Annotated in this window: 11 protein-coding genes; 8 read left to right on the top strand and 3 right to left on the bottom strand. The window is 67.0% G+C overall.

Annotated elements, in window-relative coordinates; genetic code table 11:
• Positions 1-80 precede the first annotated feature (80 nt).
• From GOAMR_RS05235 to GOAMR_RS05250, 4 genes are all read left to right on the top strand, one after another.
• Positions 81-1,103, top strand: coding sequence for an LLM class F420-dependent oxidoreductase (locus GOAMR_RS05235; RefSeq protein WP_040514451.1), 1,023 nt, complete (start codon positions 81-83; stop codon positions 1,101-1,103).
• A 300-nt stretch (positions 1,104-1,403) separates the two neighbouring features.
• Entirely contained in the window at positions 1,404-3,305 is a 1,902-nt protein-coding gene (fadD32, locus tag GOAMR_RS05240) for a long-chain-fatty-acid--AMP ligase FadD32 (RefSeq protein ID WP_005183668.1), read from the top strand.
• A 196-nt stretch (positions 3,306-3,501) separates the two neighbouring features.
• The gene (gene pks13, locus GOAMR_RS05245) at positions 3,502-8,895 is read left to right on the top strand and encodes a polyketide synthase Pks13 (RefSeq protein ID WP_005183676.1); all 5,394 of its coding nucleotides are present in this window, start codon (positions 3,502-3,504) and stop codon (positions 8,893-8,895) included.
• A 129-nt stretch (positions 8,896-9,024) separates the two neighbouring features.
• Entirely contained in the window at positions 9,025-10,572 is a 1,548-nt protein-coding gene (locus GOAMR_RS05250) for an acyl-CoA carboxylase subunit beta (protein ID WP_005183678.1), read from the top strand.
• A gap of 450 nt (positions 10,573-11,022) precedes the next feature.
• Here GOAMR_RS05250 and GOAMR_RS05255 read toward each other — a convergent pair whose 3' ends face one another.
• Together GOAMR_RS05255 and GOAMR_RS05260 are read right to left on the bottom strand one after the other, a co-directional pair.
• Positions 11,023-11,589 (bottom strand): TetR/AcrR family transcriptional regulator, encoded by a 567-nt coding sequence (locus GOAMR_RS05255; protein WP_005183680.1) that lies wholly within the window; start codon positions 11,587-11,589, stop codon positions 11,023-11,025.
• Between the two features lie 11 nt (positions 11,590-11,600).
• Positions 11,601-12,626: an NAD-dependent epimerase/dehydratase family protein gene (locus tag GOAMR_RS05260; protein ID WP_040514452.1), complete on the bottom strand. Its 1,026-nt coding sequence runs from the start codon at positions 12,624-12,626 to the stop codon at positions 11,601-11,603.
• Positions 12,627-12,834: 208 nt separating this feature from the next.
• On the opposite strand from GOAMR_RS05260, the gene GOAMR_RS05265 reads away from it, so the two are divergent.
• The 4 genes from GOAMR_RS05265 to GOAMR_RS05280 all read left to right on the top strand — a co-directional run bounded on the left by GOAMR_RS05265 (position 12,835) and on the right by GOAMR_RS05280 (position 15,712).
• On the top strand, positions 12,835-13,362 hold the full coding sequence (locus GOAMR_RS05265) for a nuclear transport factor 2 family protein (RefSeq protein ID WP_005183684.1): 528 nt from the start codon (positions 12,835-12,837) through the stop codon (positions 13,360-13,362).
• Entirely contained in the window at positions 13,359-14,429 is a 1,071-nt protein-coding gene (locus GOAMR_RS05270; protein WP_005183688.1) for an alcohol dehydrogenase catalytic domain-containing protein, read from the top strand. The genes GOAMR_RS05265 and GOAMR_RS05270 overlap by 4 nt, the downstream gene beginning before the upstream one ends.
• 444 nt (positions 14,430-14,873) lie before the next feature.
• A complete protein-coding gene (locus GOAMR_RS05275; protein WP_005183691.1) occupies positions 14,874-15,218 on the top strand; it encodes an ArsR/SmtB family transcription factor in 345 nt (114 codons plus the stop codon).
• Positions 15,219-15,220: 2 nt separating this feature from the next.
• Complete coding sequence (locus GOAMR_RS05280; RefSeq protein ID WP_005183694.1) at positions 15,221-15,712, top strand: SRPBCC family protein; 492 nt, start codon at positions 15,221-15,223, stop codon at positions 15,710-15,712.
• 151 nt (positions 15,713-15,863) lie between these two features.
• On the opposite strand, the gene GOAMR_RS05285 is transcribed toward GOAMR_RS05280, so the two are convergent.
• Complete coding sequence (locus GOAMR_RS05285) at positions 15,864-19,235, bottom strand: arabinosyltransferase domain-containing protein (protein ID WP_005183696.1); 3,372 nt, start codon at positions 19,233-19,235, stop codon at positions 15,864-15,866.
• Positions 19,236-19,296: the final 61 nt, after the last annotated feature.

Below are 19,296 nucleotides of genomic sequence, written 5' to 3' on the forward strand. Positions count from 1 at the left end.
GTGGGGGCCTGTGAGGGCGCGTGCAAAAATAGCCACGTCGTGCACACCGGGAAGAGACCACCTCCGTGGCCGCTGCCCGCATGACGAAAGACAACGGAGGAGTTTTCTTGAGCGAGGTCACCACGCCTGACGGCCTGCGCAAGTTCCGCTTCGGCGCGGGCGGCGAGGGCAACAAAGAGGAGGGTGGCGCGCGCAAGTTCGTCAAACTCGCCCAGACCGCAGAAGAGTACGGGTACGACACCTTCGCCGTGCCCGACCACCTGGGCAACCAGGTCGGGCCGCTGGCCGCGCTCGGCGCGCTGTCGCAGGCCACCGAGCGGATCCGGCTCGGCACCTCGGTGCTCGCCAACGGCTGGCGCCACCCCGCGCTGCTGGCCAAGGAGGCCAACACCATCGACGTCCTGTCGAAGGGCCGGCTTGAGCTGGGTATCGGCGCGGGCTGGATGAAAGAGGAATTCGACAAGGCCGGCATCGAGTTCGAGAAGCCGGGCGCGCGCATCCGCAGGCTCGACGAGGCGCTGACCATTCTCGACGGTCTGATGCGCGGCGAGACGGTCGATTTCGAGGGCGAGTTCTACACGATCAACGGTCTGCAGGGCACCCCGAGGCCGCGGCAGGGTCCGCGTCCACCGATCGCCGTCGGCGGCGGCGGTCCCAAGATGCTGGCGCTGGCGGCCAAGCACGCCGACATCATCTCGGTGGCCACCGGCACCACCGCCGAGGGCAAGCTGCGCCTGTCGGACATGACGATGGAGAAGACGCTGCAGCGGATCGACCGGATCCGCGAGGCGGCCGGCGACCGGTTCAGCGAGATCGAACTGAACTGGACGATCGCGACGATCGTGATCACCGACGACCGTGAGGCGACGGCGGAGATGGCGCTGCAGGCCATCGACCAGGGCTACCCGCCCAACATCGCCAAGGACGTCGAGCTCACGGTCGAGGATGTGCTGCAGTCGCCGTACCTGGCGTTCGGCACGTTCGAGGAGATCGCCGATCAGATCCGTGAGGTGCGCCGCCGCACGACGATGTCGTACGTCGGTGTGTTCCCCACACAGATGGACGCGTTCGCGCCGGTGCTCGACCTGCTGAAGGGCGAGTGAGCGTTCTCAGATATTGAACGGACTCAAGTACGATTGCGGACTGTCGCGAGTAACCTCTGGGACATCTTCGACGAAGTACGACCTGGTCACAGCGAAAACACCCATACAGGCCGTTGAACTGGCAATTTATGATACGGAGTCCGTTTCCACTGAGATAACGATTGCGCTACGGTTGCGTCACTGCCTGGCCACAATTGCTGGGGGGACGCAGGAAAGCAAGGTTGCGCCGGCGCCGGTGGGGACCGGTGGCATGGCAAACGGGGTGGAGACAACAGGTCCACCAGGACCACAGGAGAAGTGATGCTGAACACCGAACTTGCGGAGTTCGTCGACGAGGACGGACATATCCGGCTTCAGGAGAACGTAACGCTCGTCGACTATGTCGAACGCAACGTACACGAGCAAGCGGACACGCTGGCGTACCGGTTCATTGACTACAGCCGGGAACGTGACGGCGAACCGCAGGACCTGACCTGGGCCCAGTTCGGAAAGCGACTTCGGGCCGTGGCCGCCCGCCTGCAGCAGGTGACCTCACGCGGCGACCGCGTCGCCATCCTCGCCCCGCAGGGGCTCGAGTACGTGATCGGCTTCTTCGCCTCCCTCTACGCGGGCAATGTGGCCGTGCCGCTGTTCTCGCCCGACGAGCCCGGGCACACCGACCGGCTCGACGCGGTGCTCGCCGACTGCAAGCCGGCCGCGATCCTGACCTCCACCAAGGCGGCCGAGGCGGTGCGCGACTACTTCGCCCACCTGCCGGCCAAGCAGCGGCCCCGCGTCATCGCGGTCGACGCGGTGCCCGATTCGGTCGGCTCGGGCTGGACCGCGCCGGTCGTCGGCCCCGACCACAACCTCGACAGCATCGCCTACCTGCAGTACACGTCCGGTTCCACCCGGACCCCGGCCGGTGTGGAGATCACCCACCGCGCCGTGGCCACCAACGTGCTGCAGATCTGCGACACCATCGAGATCAACAAGACCGCGCGCGGCGTCACCTGGCTGCCGCTGTTCCACGACATGGGCCTGCTCACGGTCATCCTGCCGGCGCTCGGCGGCAGCTACATCACCATCATGAGCCCGCAGGCGTTCATCCGCCGCCCCGGCCGCTGGATCAATGAGCTCGCCTCCACCGACGGCGCCGAAACCTACGCCGCGGCCCCCAACTTCGCGTTCGAGCACGCCGCCCTGCGCGGCCTGCCGCGCGACGGGGAAGAGCTCGACCTGTCCAATGTCATCGGCCTGATCAACGGCTCCGAGCCGGTCACCGTCAGCTCGATGAAGAAGTTCAATGACGCGTTCGCGCCGTACGGACTGTCCAAGACCGCCATCAAGCCGTGCTACGGCATGGCCGAGGCCACCCTGTTCGTGTCGGCCACCAAGCGCGACAACGAGGCCAAGGTCGTCCACGTCGACCGCGACCAGCTCAATGCCGGCCACTTCGTCTTCGTCGACGCCGACGCCCCCGGCGCGGTCACCCAGGTCTCGTGCGGTCAGGTCGCCCGCGACCAGTGGGCCACCATCGTCGACCCCGACACCGCCCGCGAGCTCGCCGACGGTGAGGTCGGCGAGATCTGGCTGCACGGCGCCAACATCGGCGCGGGCTACTGGGAGAAGGACGACGAGACCGAGGAGACCTTCAACAACCGACTGGTCACCCGTCTCGCCGAGAACAGCCACGCCACCGGTGTCGCCGACGACGCCAAGTGGATGAGCACCGGCGACTACGGCGTCTGGGTCGACGGCGAGCTGTACATCACCGGTCGCGTCAAGGACCTGGTGATCGTCGACGGCCGCAACCACTACCCGCAGGACCTGGAGTACACCGCGCAGGAGGCCAGCTCCGCGCTGCGGCCCGGCTACGTCGCGGCGTTCGCGGTGCCTGTCAACCAGCTCCCGTCCGTGGTGTTCGAGTTCGCGGCCGGCGGCCTCACCTACGATCCCGACGACGCCTCCGAGCAGCTGGTGATCGTCGCCGAGCGCGGCCCGGGCAAGCGCACCGATCCGCAGGAGGTCGCCGACACGGTGCGCGCCGCGGTGGCCTCGCGTCACGGCGTGATGGTCCGCGACGTGCTGCTGGTGCCGGCCGGATCGATCCCGCGCACCTCCAGCGGCAAGATCGCCCGCCGGGCCGGACGCGCGGCGTACATTGACGGCACGCTGCGCGGCGGCTACCAGCAGACCGCCTTCCCCGACACCCGCGAATGACGCGACGGGTGCTTCCGCCCGCACCGGCCGATCGGTTCCCGATCGGCCGGACAGCGCCGGGACGGATCCTCGCACCCGCGCCGATCCCATCTTGTCCTTCACCCGCTGCCGGACCATCGTCGCCCGATGTGCCGGTACGTGAGGCGATCGCGCCTTACAGGCTGTCGCGGGGGCCCCGAACAGTAGTCTGGAAGCAATGTCTGAACTGAATACCGACCAGCAGGTAACCCTCGCCGACGAGGCCGAGCAGGCCGATGCGGGCACTCACGACACCGAGACCGCCGGCGGTATGACGGTCGAGGAGTTGCGCGCCTGGCTGCGCAACTGGGTCTCCAAGGCCGCCGGCCTGCCCGTCGACCAGATCGCCGACGACCGGCCGATGGACGAGTTCGGCCTGGCCTCGCGCGATGCGGTGTCACTGGCCGCCGACATCGAGGACCGCACCGGGGTGGTGCTCACCGCCACGGTCGCCTACAACCATCCGACCATCGCGTTGCTGGCCAAGCGCATCATCGAGGGCGACCCGGATGAGGGCAGGGGCGACGACGACCGCTTCTGGGAGCGTGAGCGCGCCGCCGCCGACGACATCGCGATCGTCGGTTTCGCCACCCGCTTCCCGGGCGCGGGCCACACCCCGGAGTCGACGTGGGAGGCGCTCGTCGCCGGCAAGTCGGGCATCAGCGACCTGCCCGAGGACCGCTGGTCGGAGTTCAAGCAGGACCCCAAGCTCGCCAAGATCATCGCCGACGCCAATGTGCAGGGCGGCTACCTCGACGACGTGAAGTCGTTCGACGCCGACTTCTTCCAGATGAGCCCGCGCGAGGTCGAGATGGTCGACCCGCAGCAGCGCCTGGCGCTGGAGCTGACCTGGGAGGCGCTCGAACACGCGCACATCCCCGCCAGCGACCTCAAGGGCGCCGACGTGGGCGTGTTCCTGGGCACCTCCACCAACGACTATCAGATGCTGGCCACGATGGGCCTGGGCGACGGCGCCTCCGACACCGCCGCCTACGCGCTGACCGGCACCTCCACCTCGATCGTCGCCAACCGCGTCTCCTACTACTTCGACTTCCGCGGGCCGTCGGTCGCACTCGACACCGCCTGCTCGTCGTCGCTGGTGGCGGTGCATCAGGCGGTGCGCAGCCTGCGCAACGGTGAGTCGACGATCGCCCTGGCCGGTGGCGTCAATATGATCCTCACCCCGGCCGCGAGCCTGGGCTTCGACAGCATCGGCATGATCGCCGCCGACGGCAAGATCAAGACCTTCTCCGCCGACGCCGACGGCATCGGCCGCGCCGAGGGCGGCGGCGTGTTCGTCCTCAAGCGTGTCGCCGACGCCCGCCGCGACGGCGACCCGATCCTCGCGGTGATCGCCGGTTCGGCGGTCAACTCCGACGGCCGCTCCAACGGTCTGCCGGCCCCCAACCCGGAGGCGCAGGTCGACGTGCTGCGTTCGGCCTACGCCGACGCCGCGCTCGATCCGTCGTCGGTGGACTACGTCGAGGCGCACGGCACCGGCACGGTGCTCGGCGACCCGATCGAGGCCGACGCTCTCGGCCGCGTCGTGGGCCGCGGCCGCCTGCCCGGCAAGCCGCTGCTGATGGGTTCGGTCAAGACCAATTACGGCCACATGGAGTCCGCGGCCGGGGCCGGTGCGCTCGCCAAGGTGGTGCTGTCGTTGCAGCACAACCAGATTCCGGCCTCCCTCAACTTCACCGAGCCCAACCCGTACATCCAGTTCGCGGCCAACAGCCTCGCAGTCACCACCGAGGCCACGGAATGGCCGCGCTACAGCGGTCACGCGGTCGCCGGTATCTCCGGTTTCGGTTTCGGCGGCACCAACGCCCACATCGTCGTCCGCGAAACCCTCCCCACCGACCTCGCCGACACACCCGCTTCGCCTACCTCGCCGGTTGAGGCGCGAGGAGCGCAAGCGACGAACCTCGAAACCACGCAAGCCGACAACGCCGACGCCGACGCCGATGACGACGAGTACCTGACCGAGGCCGAACGCGCGATCCTCGCCGCCCAGGCCCGAAAGTCCGAAACCGACACCACCGCAACCGAAAAGGACCAGGCCGAAGGCTTCGCCCCCTGCGCCGCCGAAGGATCTGTTGTCCCGCTGGTGGTCTCGGGCTTCCTGCCGTCGCGCCGCCGCAAGAGCGCCGCCGACATCGCCGACTGGCTCGAAACCGAAGCGGGACAGACGGCTTCGCTGGTCAGCGTGGGCCGCACCCTGGCCTCCCGCAACCACGGCCGTTCCCGCGCGGTGGTCATGGCCCGCTCGCACGAAGACGCGATCAAGGGTCTGCGCGCGATCGCCGACGGCAAGTCCAACCCGATCGTGTACTCGGCCGACGCGCCCGACGCGGCGTCGGCGGTGTGGCTGCTGTCCGGGTACGGCTCGCAGCACCGCAAGATGGCCAAGCAGCTGTACACCGAGAACCCGGTGTTCGCCAAGTATCTCGACCGCGTCGACGAGTTCATCGACAACGAGCTCGGCTACAAGATCGCCGACCTCGTCCTCGACGACGAGGAGACCTATAACAGCGAATCGGCGCAGGTCGCGATCTACGCCATCCAGGTGTCGCTGTCGGACACGCTGCAGCACTTCGGTGCCAAACCCGGTGTGCTGGTGCCGCATTCGATGGGTGAGGCGTCGGCCGCCTACATCTCCGGCGGTCTGTCGCTGGAGGACGCCACCCGGGTGATCTGCCAGCGTTCGCGGCTGATGGCCGAGGGCGAGGCCGGTCTGTCCGAGGACGAGATCCGCAACATGGCGCTGGTCGAGTACTCGGCCGACGACATCACCGGCGTGCTCGTGGACTACCCGGATCTGGAGATCTGCGTGTACGCCGCGCCCACGCACACCGTGATCGGCGGGCCCCCGGATCAGGTCGACGCCATCCTGGCCCGCGCCGAGGCCGAGGGCAAGCTGGGCCGCAAGCTGCTCACCAAGGGCGCCAGCCATACCGAGCAGGTCGAGCCGATCCTGGGTGAACTCGCCTACGAGATCGCCGGAATCGGACCGCGGCCACTGGAATACGGCATCTACAGCTCCATCGACTGCGAGGAGTTCTACCGTCCCGGCGGCAAGCCGATCCATGAGGTGGAGTACTTCCTCAAGGGCCTGCGCCACTCGGTGTGGTTCGCCCAGGCTGTCGCGAAAACCGTTGAGGCAGGCCACCGTACGTTCCTGGAGCTCTCGCCCAACCCGGCGGTGCTGATCTCCGTGGCCGGCACCACCTTCGGCGCCGGCGTGCACAACGCCGAACTCATCGAGACGCTGCGGCGCAAGGAGGACGAGAGCTTCGGCGTCATCAACGCGCTGATGAAGCTGTACGTCCACGGTCACCCGGTCGATGTCGCCGCGCTGTTCGGTGTCGATGACGCCGACCGCAGCGGTGGTTACGCCGCCGTGCCGCGCACCCGCTTCGAGCGCAAGGAATTCTGGCTCACCGCAAGCTATTCGGCGGGTGGCACCGGAACCGCGCCGGGCGCGCACGTCGCCCTGCCCGACGGCCGGCACGCCTGGGAGGTCAACGCCTCGGCCGTCACCGACCCGCGAGCGCTGGTCGCCGCGGCCGCCGGTCAGGTCCTGTCCGGCGTCACCGTCGGGGCCGTCGAAACCCACGCGCCTATCCCCGCGTCGGGCACCGTCACCACCACGCTCAGCCCGCACCCGGGTGGCGCGTCGGTGGCGATGTACGCCCAGGACGGCAAGAACTTCCGGCTCCTGTTCGAGGCCGCGGTGACCGCCGGATCGGTGCCGCCACAGACCGCCGCCGACGCCGAGACCTCGCCCGCCGCGGTCTTCGCCGACAACACCCTCGTCGTCGAAGACGAGATCGTCGAGAACGCCGGCGACAGGTGGACGCCCGAATCCGGTGAGTCCGTGCATGATCGGCTCGCCACCATCGTCGGCGAGTCGATGGGCTACGACCCGCAGGACCTGCCGTTCGAGGTGCCGCTGATCGACCTTGGTCTCGACTCGCTGATGGCGGTGCGCATCAAGAACCGTGTCGAGTATGAGTTCGACATCCCGCAGCTGCAGCTGCAGGCGATGCGCTCGGCCTGCCTGGCCGACGTCGAGAAGTTCACGGCGTTCGCGGTCACCCACCGTGACCAGCTCGACAACCTCGCCGAGAACGCCGCCGCCGGTGGCGAACTCAACACCGAGGCCATCAACGCCTACATCGACGAGCAGCTGGCCAAGGATGCCGCCTCCTCTTCGTCGCCGGTTGAGGTCACTGCTTCGTCTGACGAGGCGACCTCGTCGTCGCCGGTTGAGGTCACTGCTTCGTCTGACGAGGCGACCTCGTCGTCGCCGGTTGAGGTCACTGCTTCGTCTGGCGAGGCGACCTCGTCGTCGCCGGTTGAGGTGCGAGGAGCGCAAGCGACGAGCCTCGAAACCCCGCAGGCCGACAATGTCCCGGCAATCCCCGTCGCGGACTCCATCTCCTCCCAGGAGGCGGCGGCCGCCGCGGCCGGATCCGACGTCCCGCCCCGCGACGCCGCCGAACGCCTCACCTTCGGCGTCTACGCGGTGATCACCAAGAAGTCGGCGGGCGGCATCTTCAACAAGTTGCCCGTCCTCGACGAGGACACCGCGCAGGCCCTCACCGACCGCCTCAACGAACGCACCGGCGGCGACATCGACATCGAGGACATCCTCGACTCCGAGACCATCGAGGAGATGTCGAACTACGTCCGCGAATACCTCGACGCCGCAGCCGATGTCGACGGATTCGTGCGCTACCTGCGGCTGGTGCCCGAAGGCAAGAAGTCCTACGACACCACCGCAGGCGACCCGGTGCCGGTGCTGCTGTTCCATCCCGCGGGCGGCAACACCTCCGCCTACGAGACCCTGCTCAAGCGGCTGCCCGCCGACCAGCCGGTCATCGGCTTCGACCGCGTCGAGGGGTCGATGGAAGAGCGGGTCCGCCAGTACCTGCCGCGGATCCGGGAGGTGCAGCCGCACGGACCGTACGTGTTCGTCGGCTGGTCCCTCGGCGGCGGCCTCGCCTACGGCGCCGCGCAACTCATGCGGGAAGAGGGAGAGGAGGTCGCGTTCATCGGCCTCATCGACACCGTGATGCCGGCCGAACGCGAGATCGAGACCCCCGAGACCAAACGGGCCCGCCTCGAACGGTGGAAAGACTTCGCGGTCAAGACCTACGACCTCGATCCCGACGTCCCGATCCCCATGGACCGGCTCGTCGAGGCCGACGACGAGGGCCAGTTCCGCATCATCATGGAGATGGTGTCGATGTCGGGCGCCAAGATCCCCGGCGGCATCATCGAACATCAGCGCACCTCGTTCATCGACAACCGCGCCCTGGCCAACATCGAACCGTCCGCCTACGACGGCAAGGTGGTGCTGTACCGGGCCGACCGCATGCACGACGGCGCCATCGAACTCGACCCGCAGTGGGCCAAGATCGACGCCGACGGCGGCTGGGGCCCCATCGTGTCCGACCTGGAGATCGTGCAGATCGGCGGCGATCACCTGTCGATGGTCGACGAACCGTACATCTCGACGATCGGGGCCGACCTCACCGCGCGCCTGCGCGGCCTTGGTAAGAACTGACAGGCTTGGTAAAAACAAGCTCACGGGCTTGGTAAAACTGAGCAGAGCGGGGGACGTCCCCTTCAGGCGTCCCCCGGCCACCGAGCCACCGACAGCGAAACCGGTGGGCCGAAGGGAAGTGGAGCGCGAATGAACACGACAGCCGAGAAGCTGGCCGACCTGCGGGCCAAGCTCGAAGCGTCACGGGAGCCCGGCGGCGCCAAGGCTGTCGCCAAACGTGCCAAGAAAGGCATCCCGTCCCCGCGCGAACGTCTTGAGATGCTCTTCGACCCCGGCACCTTCGTCGAATTCGGTGCGCTCGTCAAAACGCCCGGCGCCGCCGAATCCGGCTACGGTGACGGCGTCGTCACCGGCCACGGCCGCGTCCACGGCCGCCCCGTCGCCGCCTTCTCCCACGACCAGACCGTGTACGGCGGCTCCGTCGGCGAGATGTTCGGCCGCAAGGTCTGCTACCTGATGGAGTGGGCCGGCAAACTCGGCTGCCCTATCGTCGGCATCAACGACTCCGGCGGCGCCCGCATCCAGGACGCCGTCGTCTCCCTCGCCTGGTACGGCGAAATGGCCAAACACGGCGAACTGCTGTCCGGCCTCACCCCGCAGATCTCGGTCATCCTCGGCAAATGCGCCGGCGGCGCCGTGTACTGCCCGGCCAACACCGACGTCCTCGTCGGCGTTGAGGACAACAGCTACATGTTCCTCACCGGCCCCGAGGTCATCAAACAGGTCTCCGGCGAAGACGTCTCACCCGAAGACCTCGGCAGCGCCCACAACCAGGCCCGCTGGGGCAACCTGCACCACGTCGCCCCCGACGAGAAGTCCGTCTTCGAATGGGTCCGCGACTACCTCGAATACATGCCGTCGAGCGCCCACGAAGAGCCGCCGATCATCAACCCCGGCCTCGAACCGGAGATCACCGAATCGGATCTGACGCTCAACGAGTACATGCCCGACAGCGACAACGCGCCCTACGACATACACGAGATCATCATGCGCGTCTTCGACGACGGCTCGTTCCACGAGATCGGTGAACTGTACGCGCCCAGCATCATCACCGGCTTCTCCCGCGTCGACGGCCGCTCCGTCGGCGTCGTCGCCAACCAGCCCGCCGTCATGGGCGGCGTCCTCGACACCGACAGCTCCGAGAAAGCCACCCGTTTCATCCGGCTCTGCGATGCCTACAGCATCCCGCTCGTCTTCCTCGTCGACACCCCCGGCGTTCTGCCCGGCCTCGCCGAAGAACAAAAAGGCACCATCCGCCGCTCCGGCCGCCTCGGCTTCGCCTACGTCGAGGCCTGCGTCCCCAAGGTCACCGTCGTCCTGCGCAAGGCCTACGGCGGCGCCTACGCCGTCATGGGCTCCAAGCACCTCGGCGCCGACATCAACTTCGCCTGGCCCACCGCCAAGATCGCCGTCATGGGTGCCGAATCGGCCGCCGCCATCCTCACCCGCCGCCAGACCGAGAACATGTCCGCCGCCGACGCCGACCGCGTCCGCCGCGACTTCATCGACTTCTACAACCTGACAATGGCCACCCCCTACCAGGCAGCCGAACGCGGCTACATCGACGCCGTCATCGAACCCGCCACCACCCGCCTCGAGATCCGCAAGGCCCTCGCCCAGATCCGCGACAAACAGCACCACATCATCGAACGCAAGCACCTGCTGATGCCGATCTGATTGGTCGGGTTGATTTTTGGTCCCTTGTTCCCCGTTCTTCCTCAATCGCTCGACGGTCGCAAGCTCCCTTACTCGCTCAATCGTCCAGAACGGGGTCGGGGCCAAAAACCAACCCTCCCGCGGCCAAACATGTGGTCTTCTTGGCATCGGCCTGTTGCGGTGTGTGATGCGGCGGGCCTGAGTTTTTGGGTCCTCGGACCCCTGTCTTCCTCCTGCGCTCGACGGTCGCAAGCTCCCTTACTCGCTTAGTCGTCCAGACAGGGGCGGGCCCAATAACTCAACCCGCCTGGGCGGCCGAACATGTGGTCGTCTTGGCATCGGCCTGTTGCGGTGTGTGATGCGGCGGGCCTGAGTTTTAGGTGCCCCTCGCCGGTTGAGGTGTGAGGAGCGTTAGCGACGAGCCTCGAAACCTGGTGCGCCGACAGTGTTTTCACACGCTCGAAATCGCGGTCACAATACCCGTCGGGCGGCCTCTGCGATGGTGTCGGCGACGGACTCGTACGAGACATGCCCGGTCCCGGCGCGGACGATGGCGCCGGTGTAGATGAGCTCGAGCAGATCGATGAGACCGGGATCGGTATCGGGGCCGGTGGCCTCGGTCAGCCGATCACGGATCTCGGTGTACAGCTGTAACCTCAGTTCATCGACTTCAGGGTCGTCGCTCTGCAGTGCACGGGAGGCCGCGCGGCCGAAGTCCGGTTCGTCGCCGACAGCCAGCGCCAGACCACGCAGCGTGGCGATGACCCGATCCTCAAGACCGTCTTCGGGTAGGTCGATCGTCACCTCGGACAGGCGTCGCAGGTACTCCTCGGCGATCAGGTGTTCCTTCGACGAGAAGTAGATGTAGGCCGTCGCCCGCGTGACACCGGCCCGGCGTGCCACGTCCTGAACCGTGAGGTCCCCGTAACGGGACTCACGCAGCGCCTCCACGGTGGCGGTGCCCAGACGACGCACGGTGTCGGCACGCTTTCCGGTCAGCCGGCGCCGGGTTCCCGGCGTCGGATGAGAAGTTGACATGTGTATGGACACTACTCGGCACGGCGTTTCGCCTCTCGTCGGAGCCGGGCCTGCTCGTCGAACCAGATGGCGGCCTCCCGCAGAACCTCCGGTGCCGGGGTGGGCTGCCAGCCGAGTTCACGAACGGCCTTCCCATGGTCCAGTCTCGGGATCACGTGCATGAGCCGGGCGGTCTGTCTGGTGAGCCGGCCGTTGTCGCGCCGCCGCAGCCGCGCGAACACCTCACCGACCGCACCGGCCGCCGACATCACCTGTCGTGGCACGCCCAGCGCCGGCGGCCTCCTGCCGATCGCCGTGCAGGCGATGTCGTTGATCTCGCGGGCACTCAGGAATCGTTCGGCAACGATGTACCGTTCACCGGGCCGTCCCCGCTCACCGGCCAGTATCAGCGCGCGAGCCGCATCCCGCACCCCGACGACCTCCGATGCCACACCCCGGATATAGAACGGCATCGCACCGGTCAGTGTGTCCGACAGCAGCCGGCCATGTGGAGTGGGCAGCCAGTCGCCGGGTCCGTAGGTATTGGCCACGCACATCGCGACCGCGGGCAGTCCGTGCTCGCGATGGTAGTCCAGCACCAGATTCTCGGCGGCCACCCGGGCGGCGACGTACTCGCCACCTTTGTCGGACCAATTATGGTGCACCACTTCGGTTGCGAGACCGGATTCGGCGATACCGATCGTCGCCATCGAACTGGTGAACACGAACTTGCCCACCTGCGGAAAGGTGATCGCGACGTCGAGCACCTGCCGGAGACCGTCCACATTGGTGCGCCACAGGGGTGCCGGATCGCGCAGCCATGGCCGGGCGTCGACCACACAGTAGTACACCTCGTCGCAGCCGGTCATCGCCCGGCGGATCGACTCGTCGTCGAAGATGTCGCCGTGCACCACCTCGACCGGCAGACCGTCAACGGATCGGGTCGAGCTCGACGGCCGCAGCAGGGCTCGCACGTCATGGCCGTCGTCGGCGAGGAGTCGCACGACGTGTCCGCCGAGGAATCCGCTAGCTCCGATCACCAGCTTCTTTGCTCGCATGCGAGGACGATAGGCCAATTACTTGACGCATGACAAGACACATGTCTATTTTTGTCGGTGGCATCGGATTGTGGTGCCGCACACACCGATGCCCACCGGCCGTATGCGAGGAAGAGCACATGACCAACCGCACGACAGCGGACACGCTCTGCGTGTTCCAGATGCCAACCGGAATGCCTGTGCTGAATACGGCTCCGGCGGTGGCGTCGTGACCGGTGACATTCCCTCGGGCCAGATCCGTGAACTCCTCGACAAACAGGCGATCACCGAACAGTTGTCGGCCTACTGCCGCGGCGTCGACCGCATCGACCTCGACCTGATCCGGTCGGTATTCCATCCCGGCGCGATCGCCGACTACGGAACCATGTTCACCGGAACCGGGCACGAGTTCGCCGACTTCATCGGGCAGGTGCATCCGCCGATGTCCGCGCACAGTCACCTGATCGGTTCGATCTCCATCACGGTCTCAGGTGACATCGCCGGCAGCGAGTCGTATGTCCTTGCGCGACTGCGATTCACCGGTGCCGACGCGTTGGCGACCGACACCGTCACCCAGGGTCGCTACCTTGATGAGTGGCAGCGCATCGACGGTATCTGGCGGATCTCGCACCGCCGCTACCTGCACACCCTCGACGAGACCCGTGTCGTGGAGCGTCCGATGATGGAACCATCCGGTACCCGTGACGGCAGCGATCCCAGTTACGACATCCTGCGACCAGGGAAGGCCCGATCATGACGACGATGAAGGCGATGAGCCTGAAAGAGGGCACGCTGGCCATTCGCGAGGTCGCCCGCCCGGCACCGGGATCGGGCCAGATCCTGGTCCGCACGCTGGCCTGCGCGATATGTGCCTCCGATCATCACTACATGGACCACCCCGAGGTGGTCCGCGCCGACCGGTCCCGGATGCAGATCCACGCACCCCACGACGATGTCGTGATGGGCCACGAATACTGCGGGGAGATAGTCGAATACGGACCCGACACGGCCCGTGCATGGCCGGTCGGCACCCGGATAACCGCCACCCCGGCGCTGTTCACCCCCGACGGTCTGCGGATCATCGGCATGGCACCCGACGCCCCCGGCGGCTTCGGCGAGTACTTCCTCGTGTCCGAGGGTTTCGCCCGCCCGGTGCCGGAATCCGTTCCGCCGGAAAATCTTGCTCTCATCGACGCGATGGCCGTCGGCTGGTACTACACGCGGATCGGGGTCGCCGACGAGAACGCGGTGCCACTGGTCATCGGGCTGGGCGCCATCGGTCTATCGGTGGTCATCGCTCTCAAACAGCGCGGCGTGCCGCACGTGGTGGTCGCGGACTTCAGCGCCGACAGACGTGCGCTGGCGCAGCGTCTGGGTGCCGACGTTGCGGTGGATTCAGCTGTCGAACAACCATTTACGGCGTGGCGGCGGACAGCATGGGGCACCGAGGAGGACGTAGTCGACCGGGTGCGCCTGTTTGGTCTGTCCACCTGCGCGGTCTACGAGTGTGTCGGTAGGGAAGGCATCCTGGCCGACATCATCGAACAATGCCCGATAGGTACCCGTGTGTTCAGCGCGGGCGGCGCGGCCAGCGACACGATTCCCTCGAATACCGCCCATCTCAAGGGAATCAACCTGCAGTTCGGTGGTGGTCCCGACCCGGCGGACTGGTTCGAGATGTGTGATCTGGTCACCGACGGCACCGTCGACACCGGCCCGCTCGTTGGTGAGATCGTCGGTTTCGACGGCCTCGTCGACGCCTTCGAACGGGCCCGATCCTCGACCGCCCCACCCCGCATTGTCTTTCGTCCTGACCGTCGGTAGGGCCTGAACCGGAAGCCGAAGGTTCTCGGAGGTTCGGGCTCCTGCCGACACTCGCATCAATACCCGTTAGTACTGGATGGTGTGGCGGTAGCGTCGAGCAGGTGGAGAACAGTGGCGCCTTAACCGATTCGCCGGGGGATGAAACGGTCCCCGCTTACCGCAGAATGCGCATGGTGGTCTCCCTTGTGGAGGTCCCGTTCGGCGAGATCACCGGCCGAATCGCGAAGTGGCGTTTCGATGAGAACGACGGCCCTCCGACGCCTCTCGGTCCATCGGCCACTCAGTAACGCTCGGAACCGGTCCGCATCATGTCATCGGAACCCAGATGTCGCCAAGTGGCATCAGGGTTCTGATTCGTTTGTGGTGCAGGGTAATCCGGGTCGAATGAAAGATTCTGCGACCAGCCCTTGACAACGTACAACCATATGGTTGTATATTGGAGTCGTGACCGAGACCGATGAGGACAGAGTGGATGCCCTGTTCCACGCGTTGTCCGATCGCACCCGCAGAGACATACTGCGCAGGGTGCTGACCGGGGAGCATTCGGTGTCGGCGCTCGCGGCGAACTACGACATGAGCTTCGCCGCGGTACAAAAACACGTTGCCGTGCTTGAACGGGCTGGTCTGATCACCAAAAGACGCAGTGGCCGTGAGCAACTCGCATCCGGCGACGTCGAAGCGGTACGTGCGGTATCGAGCATGCTCGCCGACCTCGAACAGGTCTGGCGCGGCAGGATCGCACGCATCGATGACCTCTTGCTCGCAGACACGCCACCAATTCAGGAGTAGCCATGCCCGTCACCAATGTCACCCATGACATCGACACCCGCACCATCGTCATCACCGCCGAGTTCGCCGCCCCGCGCGACCGGGTCTGGGAGGTGTACGCCAATCCGCGTCAGCTCGAAAAGATCTGGGGCCCACCCACTTTCCCGGCGACCTTCATCGAGCACAATTTCGTCCCCGGTGGCAAGGTCACCTACTACATGACCAGCCCGGAAGGGGAGAAGTTCGGCGGCTGGTGGGAGATGGTCTCCATCGACAAGCCCAACGGTTTCACATTCAAGGACGGCTTCGCCGATGCCGCCAACGATCTGCAACCAGTCGAGTCGATGCCGGTGTCGTTCAACGACTACCGGTTCACCGACAACGACGGCACCACCACCGCCCTGTTCACCAGCGTGTACGAGACCGCCGAAGCCCTTCAGCAGGTCCTCGACATGGGTGTCATCGAAGGTGCGTCGTCCGCGATCAACCAGATCGACGAACTCCTTGCAAGCTGACACCGGCTCCGCTGGTTGAGGTGTGAGGAGCGCGAGCGACGAGCCTCGAAACCACGTGAGATGACAATGTCGTCTTACCGGGTTTCGAGGCTCCTCGCCTAGCGGCTCGTCGCACCTCAACCAGCGCCGGGTGACAGGGTGACGGCTCGTGTCAGTTGCTGTTGCGGGACGCCCGCATCGGACCCGGTGACCACAGGCCGTGGTGGGTGTCGGTGCTGATGGTCAGGTCGGCGGTGCGTTGCGGCACAAGCGGTTCCAGGCGCATCAACGAACCCCAGTCGCGGGCCCAGTCGTTACGCAGGTACGACGGCAGCACCGTCGGCGACAGTTCGTTCTCGATGATGCCGAGCGGGCCGCCGTAGTCGCCGGCCATCCAGCGCTGCGAGTTGATCTCCTCGCCGATCCGGTCGGGCGCGATGCGCCACACGGGGGTCTCCAGCACGCCGTGGCGGGCGCGGGCCGGTCGCTGGCACGGGAAGGCCAGTGCCACAGACCAGTCCAGCAGCACCGGATCGGTCTTGCCGACGAGTTCGGTGAGTCCCACCGTCGTCGACATGCGCGGAGGGGTGATCGCCAGCCACTGGTCGGGCACGGCGGAGGTGTCGTCGGCGACGACCCGCACCACGGTGGCCCGCGGCGGTGCCTGGTCGAGCGGGAACCGCAGGTTGCGCCACTCGGGGGCGTAGTCGGTGTCCATCGGTACCCGCTGACCCACCGGGGTCACCGAACCGTCGGCCTCGACCCGGCCGTACTCCACGCGCACCGTCTGCCCCTTGTGCGTGACCGACAGGTCGTCGATGTACTCGACCTGACCGGCCACCGACATGGTGATCAGCGGACGATCGGCGGTGCGCTGCGGCATCTGGTACCACGCCGACACGAGATGGCCCGCGCCGCCGGGGCTTCCGTAGGTACCGAGGACCGGTGTCTTGCGGGGCGACAGTCCGAACGGCAGCTTCTGCCGGGATCCGTTGACGCCCACCTGTTCCCCGGTGCCGCCCGCGGTATCGGACGAACTCCCGTTCCCACTCGCCGAGTCGTCGGTTCCATCGGTTTCCGTCGAGCCGGTGTCGGTGCCGGTGCCGGTCGAGTTGGCGTCGGTCGACGGATCCGACGAGGACCGGTCGACCTCGTTCTTGGCTTCCGCGGACTCGTCGGCGGCCAGGTCCTCCCCGACACCGTTCGGATCGAAGCCGGTCATCTCCTTGCCGGCCAGCGCCGCGCCGGGTGTCAGGTCGCGTTGTCCGGCAACGTTCGCCGCGACCAGCAGCCCGTCGTTCGGTTTGTCCTCCACCAGCACAGCCTCGGCCAGCGCGCACGGTTTGCCGCGCAGCGCGTCGACATTCGACTTGCCCCACGACCAGGAATGACGCTGTGTCATATCGGCCTTGGCGAAACTGACCAGGGTGAACGCGAGCATCACGGTAGATACCGCGATCAACGACGGGCTGCGCAGCCGGGAGAAGACGCCGGTCGATGCTCCGCGTCGCTGGTCTGCGGCTACGTAGTCGTCCCGGAAGTGCTGCCACACACCGAGAATCGTCAGCGCTGCCGCGATGGCCAGGAACACCGTCGCGAAGGTGATGCCCTTGAGCTCGGGGGTGCTGTCGCGCCACGGCATACCGTAGTTGCCGACGTACCACCACTGGTTGCGGCCCGAAAACGCCACCGCCAGAACGTACATACATGCGGCGGCGAACAGCGTGCGGTTGCGGCGGCGGCGCATGATGGCGCGGTCGGCGCAGGCGGTGGCCACGGCGGCGAGTGCACCGGCGACGGAGGCGTAGATACCCATCTGGTGGGTCCACTTGGTGGGCTGGAACGCCAGCAGTGCGGTGCAGCCGAGGGCCATCGCCACCAGCCGCCACGTCGGGGCGGTGGCAATGCCGGTGAGCCGCTTGCGGTTCAGCAGCATGATCACCACCAGGATCACGCACACGAAGGTGATCAGCATCCCGAACCGGCGGGCGATCGACCCGTCGGCGGTGGGGTTCATCAGCATGTAGTAGCGCAGCGGCTCTTCCCACCACTTGTTGGTGGGCCCGACTTCGCCGTTGACGCCGACGCCTTCGAGGATCGGGGCGAGCGCTTGGTCGGCGAAGATCAGGTACAGGATCGCCAGACCGGAGGCGAGGATCGGCAGCAGCAGCGGCAGGATCCCGTCTCGCTTGCGGCGCGCCATGAACCGGCGCAGCAGCGGCCGCAGCCCGGCCAGCAGGGCCACCGCGGCCATCACACCGGTGGGGTGGGCGGTCAGGGTCAGCGCGGCGGCCATGATGCCGATGGTCAGCGGCAGGAACCGGCCGGTGGCGATGGACCGTTCCACACACACCCAGGTGAACAGGGCGCCGAGTGCGATCAGCGGTTCCACGCGCAGGCCGTTGTTGTACGGCATCCACACCGCCAGGAACACCAGAGCCGCCGCCCACAGCGCGGGCGTCGACTGCCGCACCGCCCGGCCCAGACGCGGGATCGCGAACCTCGAGATCAGCCACCACGAGGCGAGCGCGAAAATGAACGGCAGCAGCCGCAGCCACGGGGTGGCGGTGCTGATCTGCATCCACAGCGACAGATAGTGGTAGTGCCAGCCGAACGGATCCTGCGGCGCACCGAAGTACCGGTAGTAGTTGTCCAGGTAGCCGGCGTCCTTGGCGATCCGGCCCACCGTCACCTGATAGCCGTCGTCGGCGGTGTTGGCGCCGACGAACAGCCACACCAGCAGGATCGCCCCGACGAAGCCGTCGACCCAGCGGGGCCGCCACGTGGCTGCGGACAGCCGGATGCGGTGGCCACGGCCATCACGGGCGTCGAGCACGGCCAGCGCCAGGATCGACAGCACGGTGGCGGCGATGCCGAATACCAGCACCCAGAACTTGAGTGAGGTGGGGGTGGAGATGAACCGGGTGTCAAGGACGGCGTGGAACGACAGACCCTCTGCGGGAGCCGAGTTCGCGGGCAGCGAGGTGTACACACCGACCAGCTGCGGCCGCTTGTTCGGGTCGGCGATGTCGAAGGTGTACGGCGAACCGTCCTCCGCGGGCGGGATGTTCTCGACGACACCGTGCACGCCGTCGTCGCCGCCACGGATCTTCACGACGCACCCGGCCGTCGACTGTGCCTGTGCGCGTGGCGCATCGAGCAGCACCACGTTGCGGGAGGTGACCTGCAGAGAGTCCTCGGTGACCCGCACGAACAGGCCGACCTTGGCGGCCTCTTCGCCCTTCTCGGGCACCGTCGACAACAGCACCCCGCCAGACCTGGGCAGCTTGGCACCGAGCGAGCACGGCACCGACAGTTCCATCGACACCGGCACGAACGACACCGTCGGCGCGGCCACGTTGGCAACGGAACCGTTTTGCGGCCACGACAATTCGGCCTTGGTGTAGTCGACGGGCAAGATCGGGCTGAGCACCGCGGCCAGCACACCGACGATCCCGGCGATCACCGCGACGATGCGCGCCTTGGGCGCGAGCCGTTCCCAGCGGTCGCCCGCAGCCGTGGTTTCCGGGGTTTCCTCGCTCACCGGCGAAGTCCTCTCGTCATTCGCTGAATCACGCTCTGCGCCTGGATTGTGCTGGGCATCG

The organism is Gordonia amarae NBRC 15530 (genome assembly GCF_000241345.1).
Classification (GTDB): Bacteria; Actinomycetota; Actinomycetes; order Mycobacteriales; family Mycobacteriaceae; genus Gordonia; species Gordonia amarae.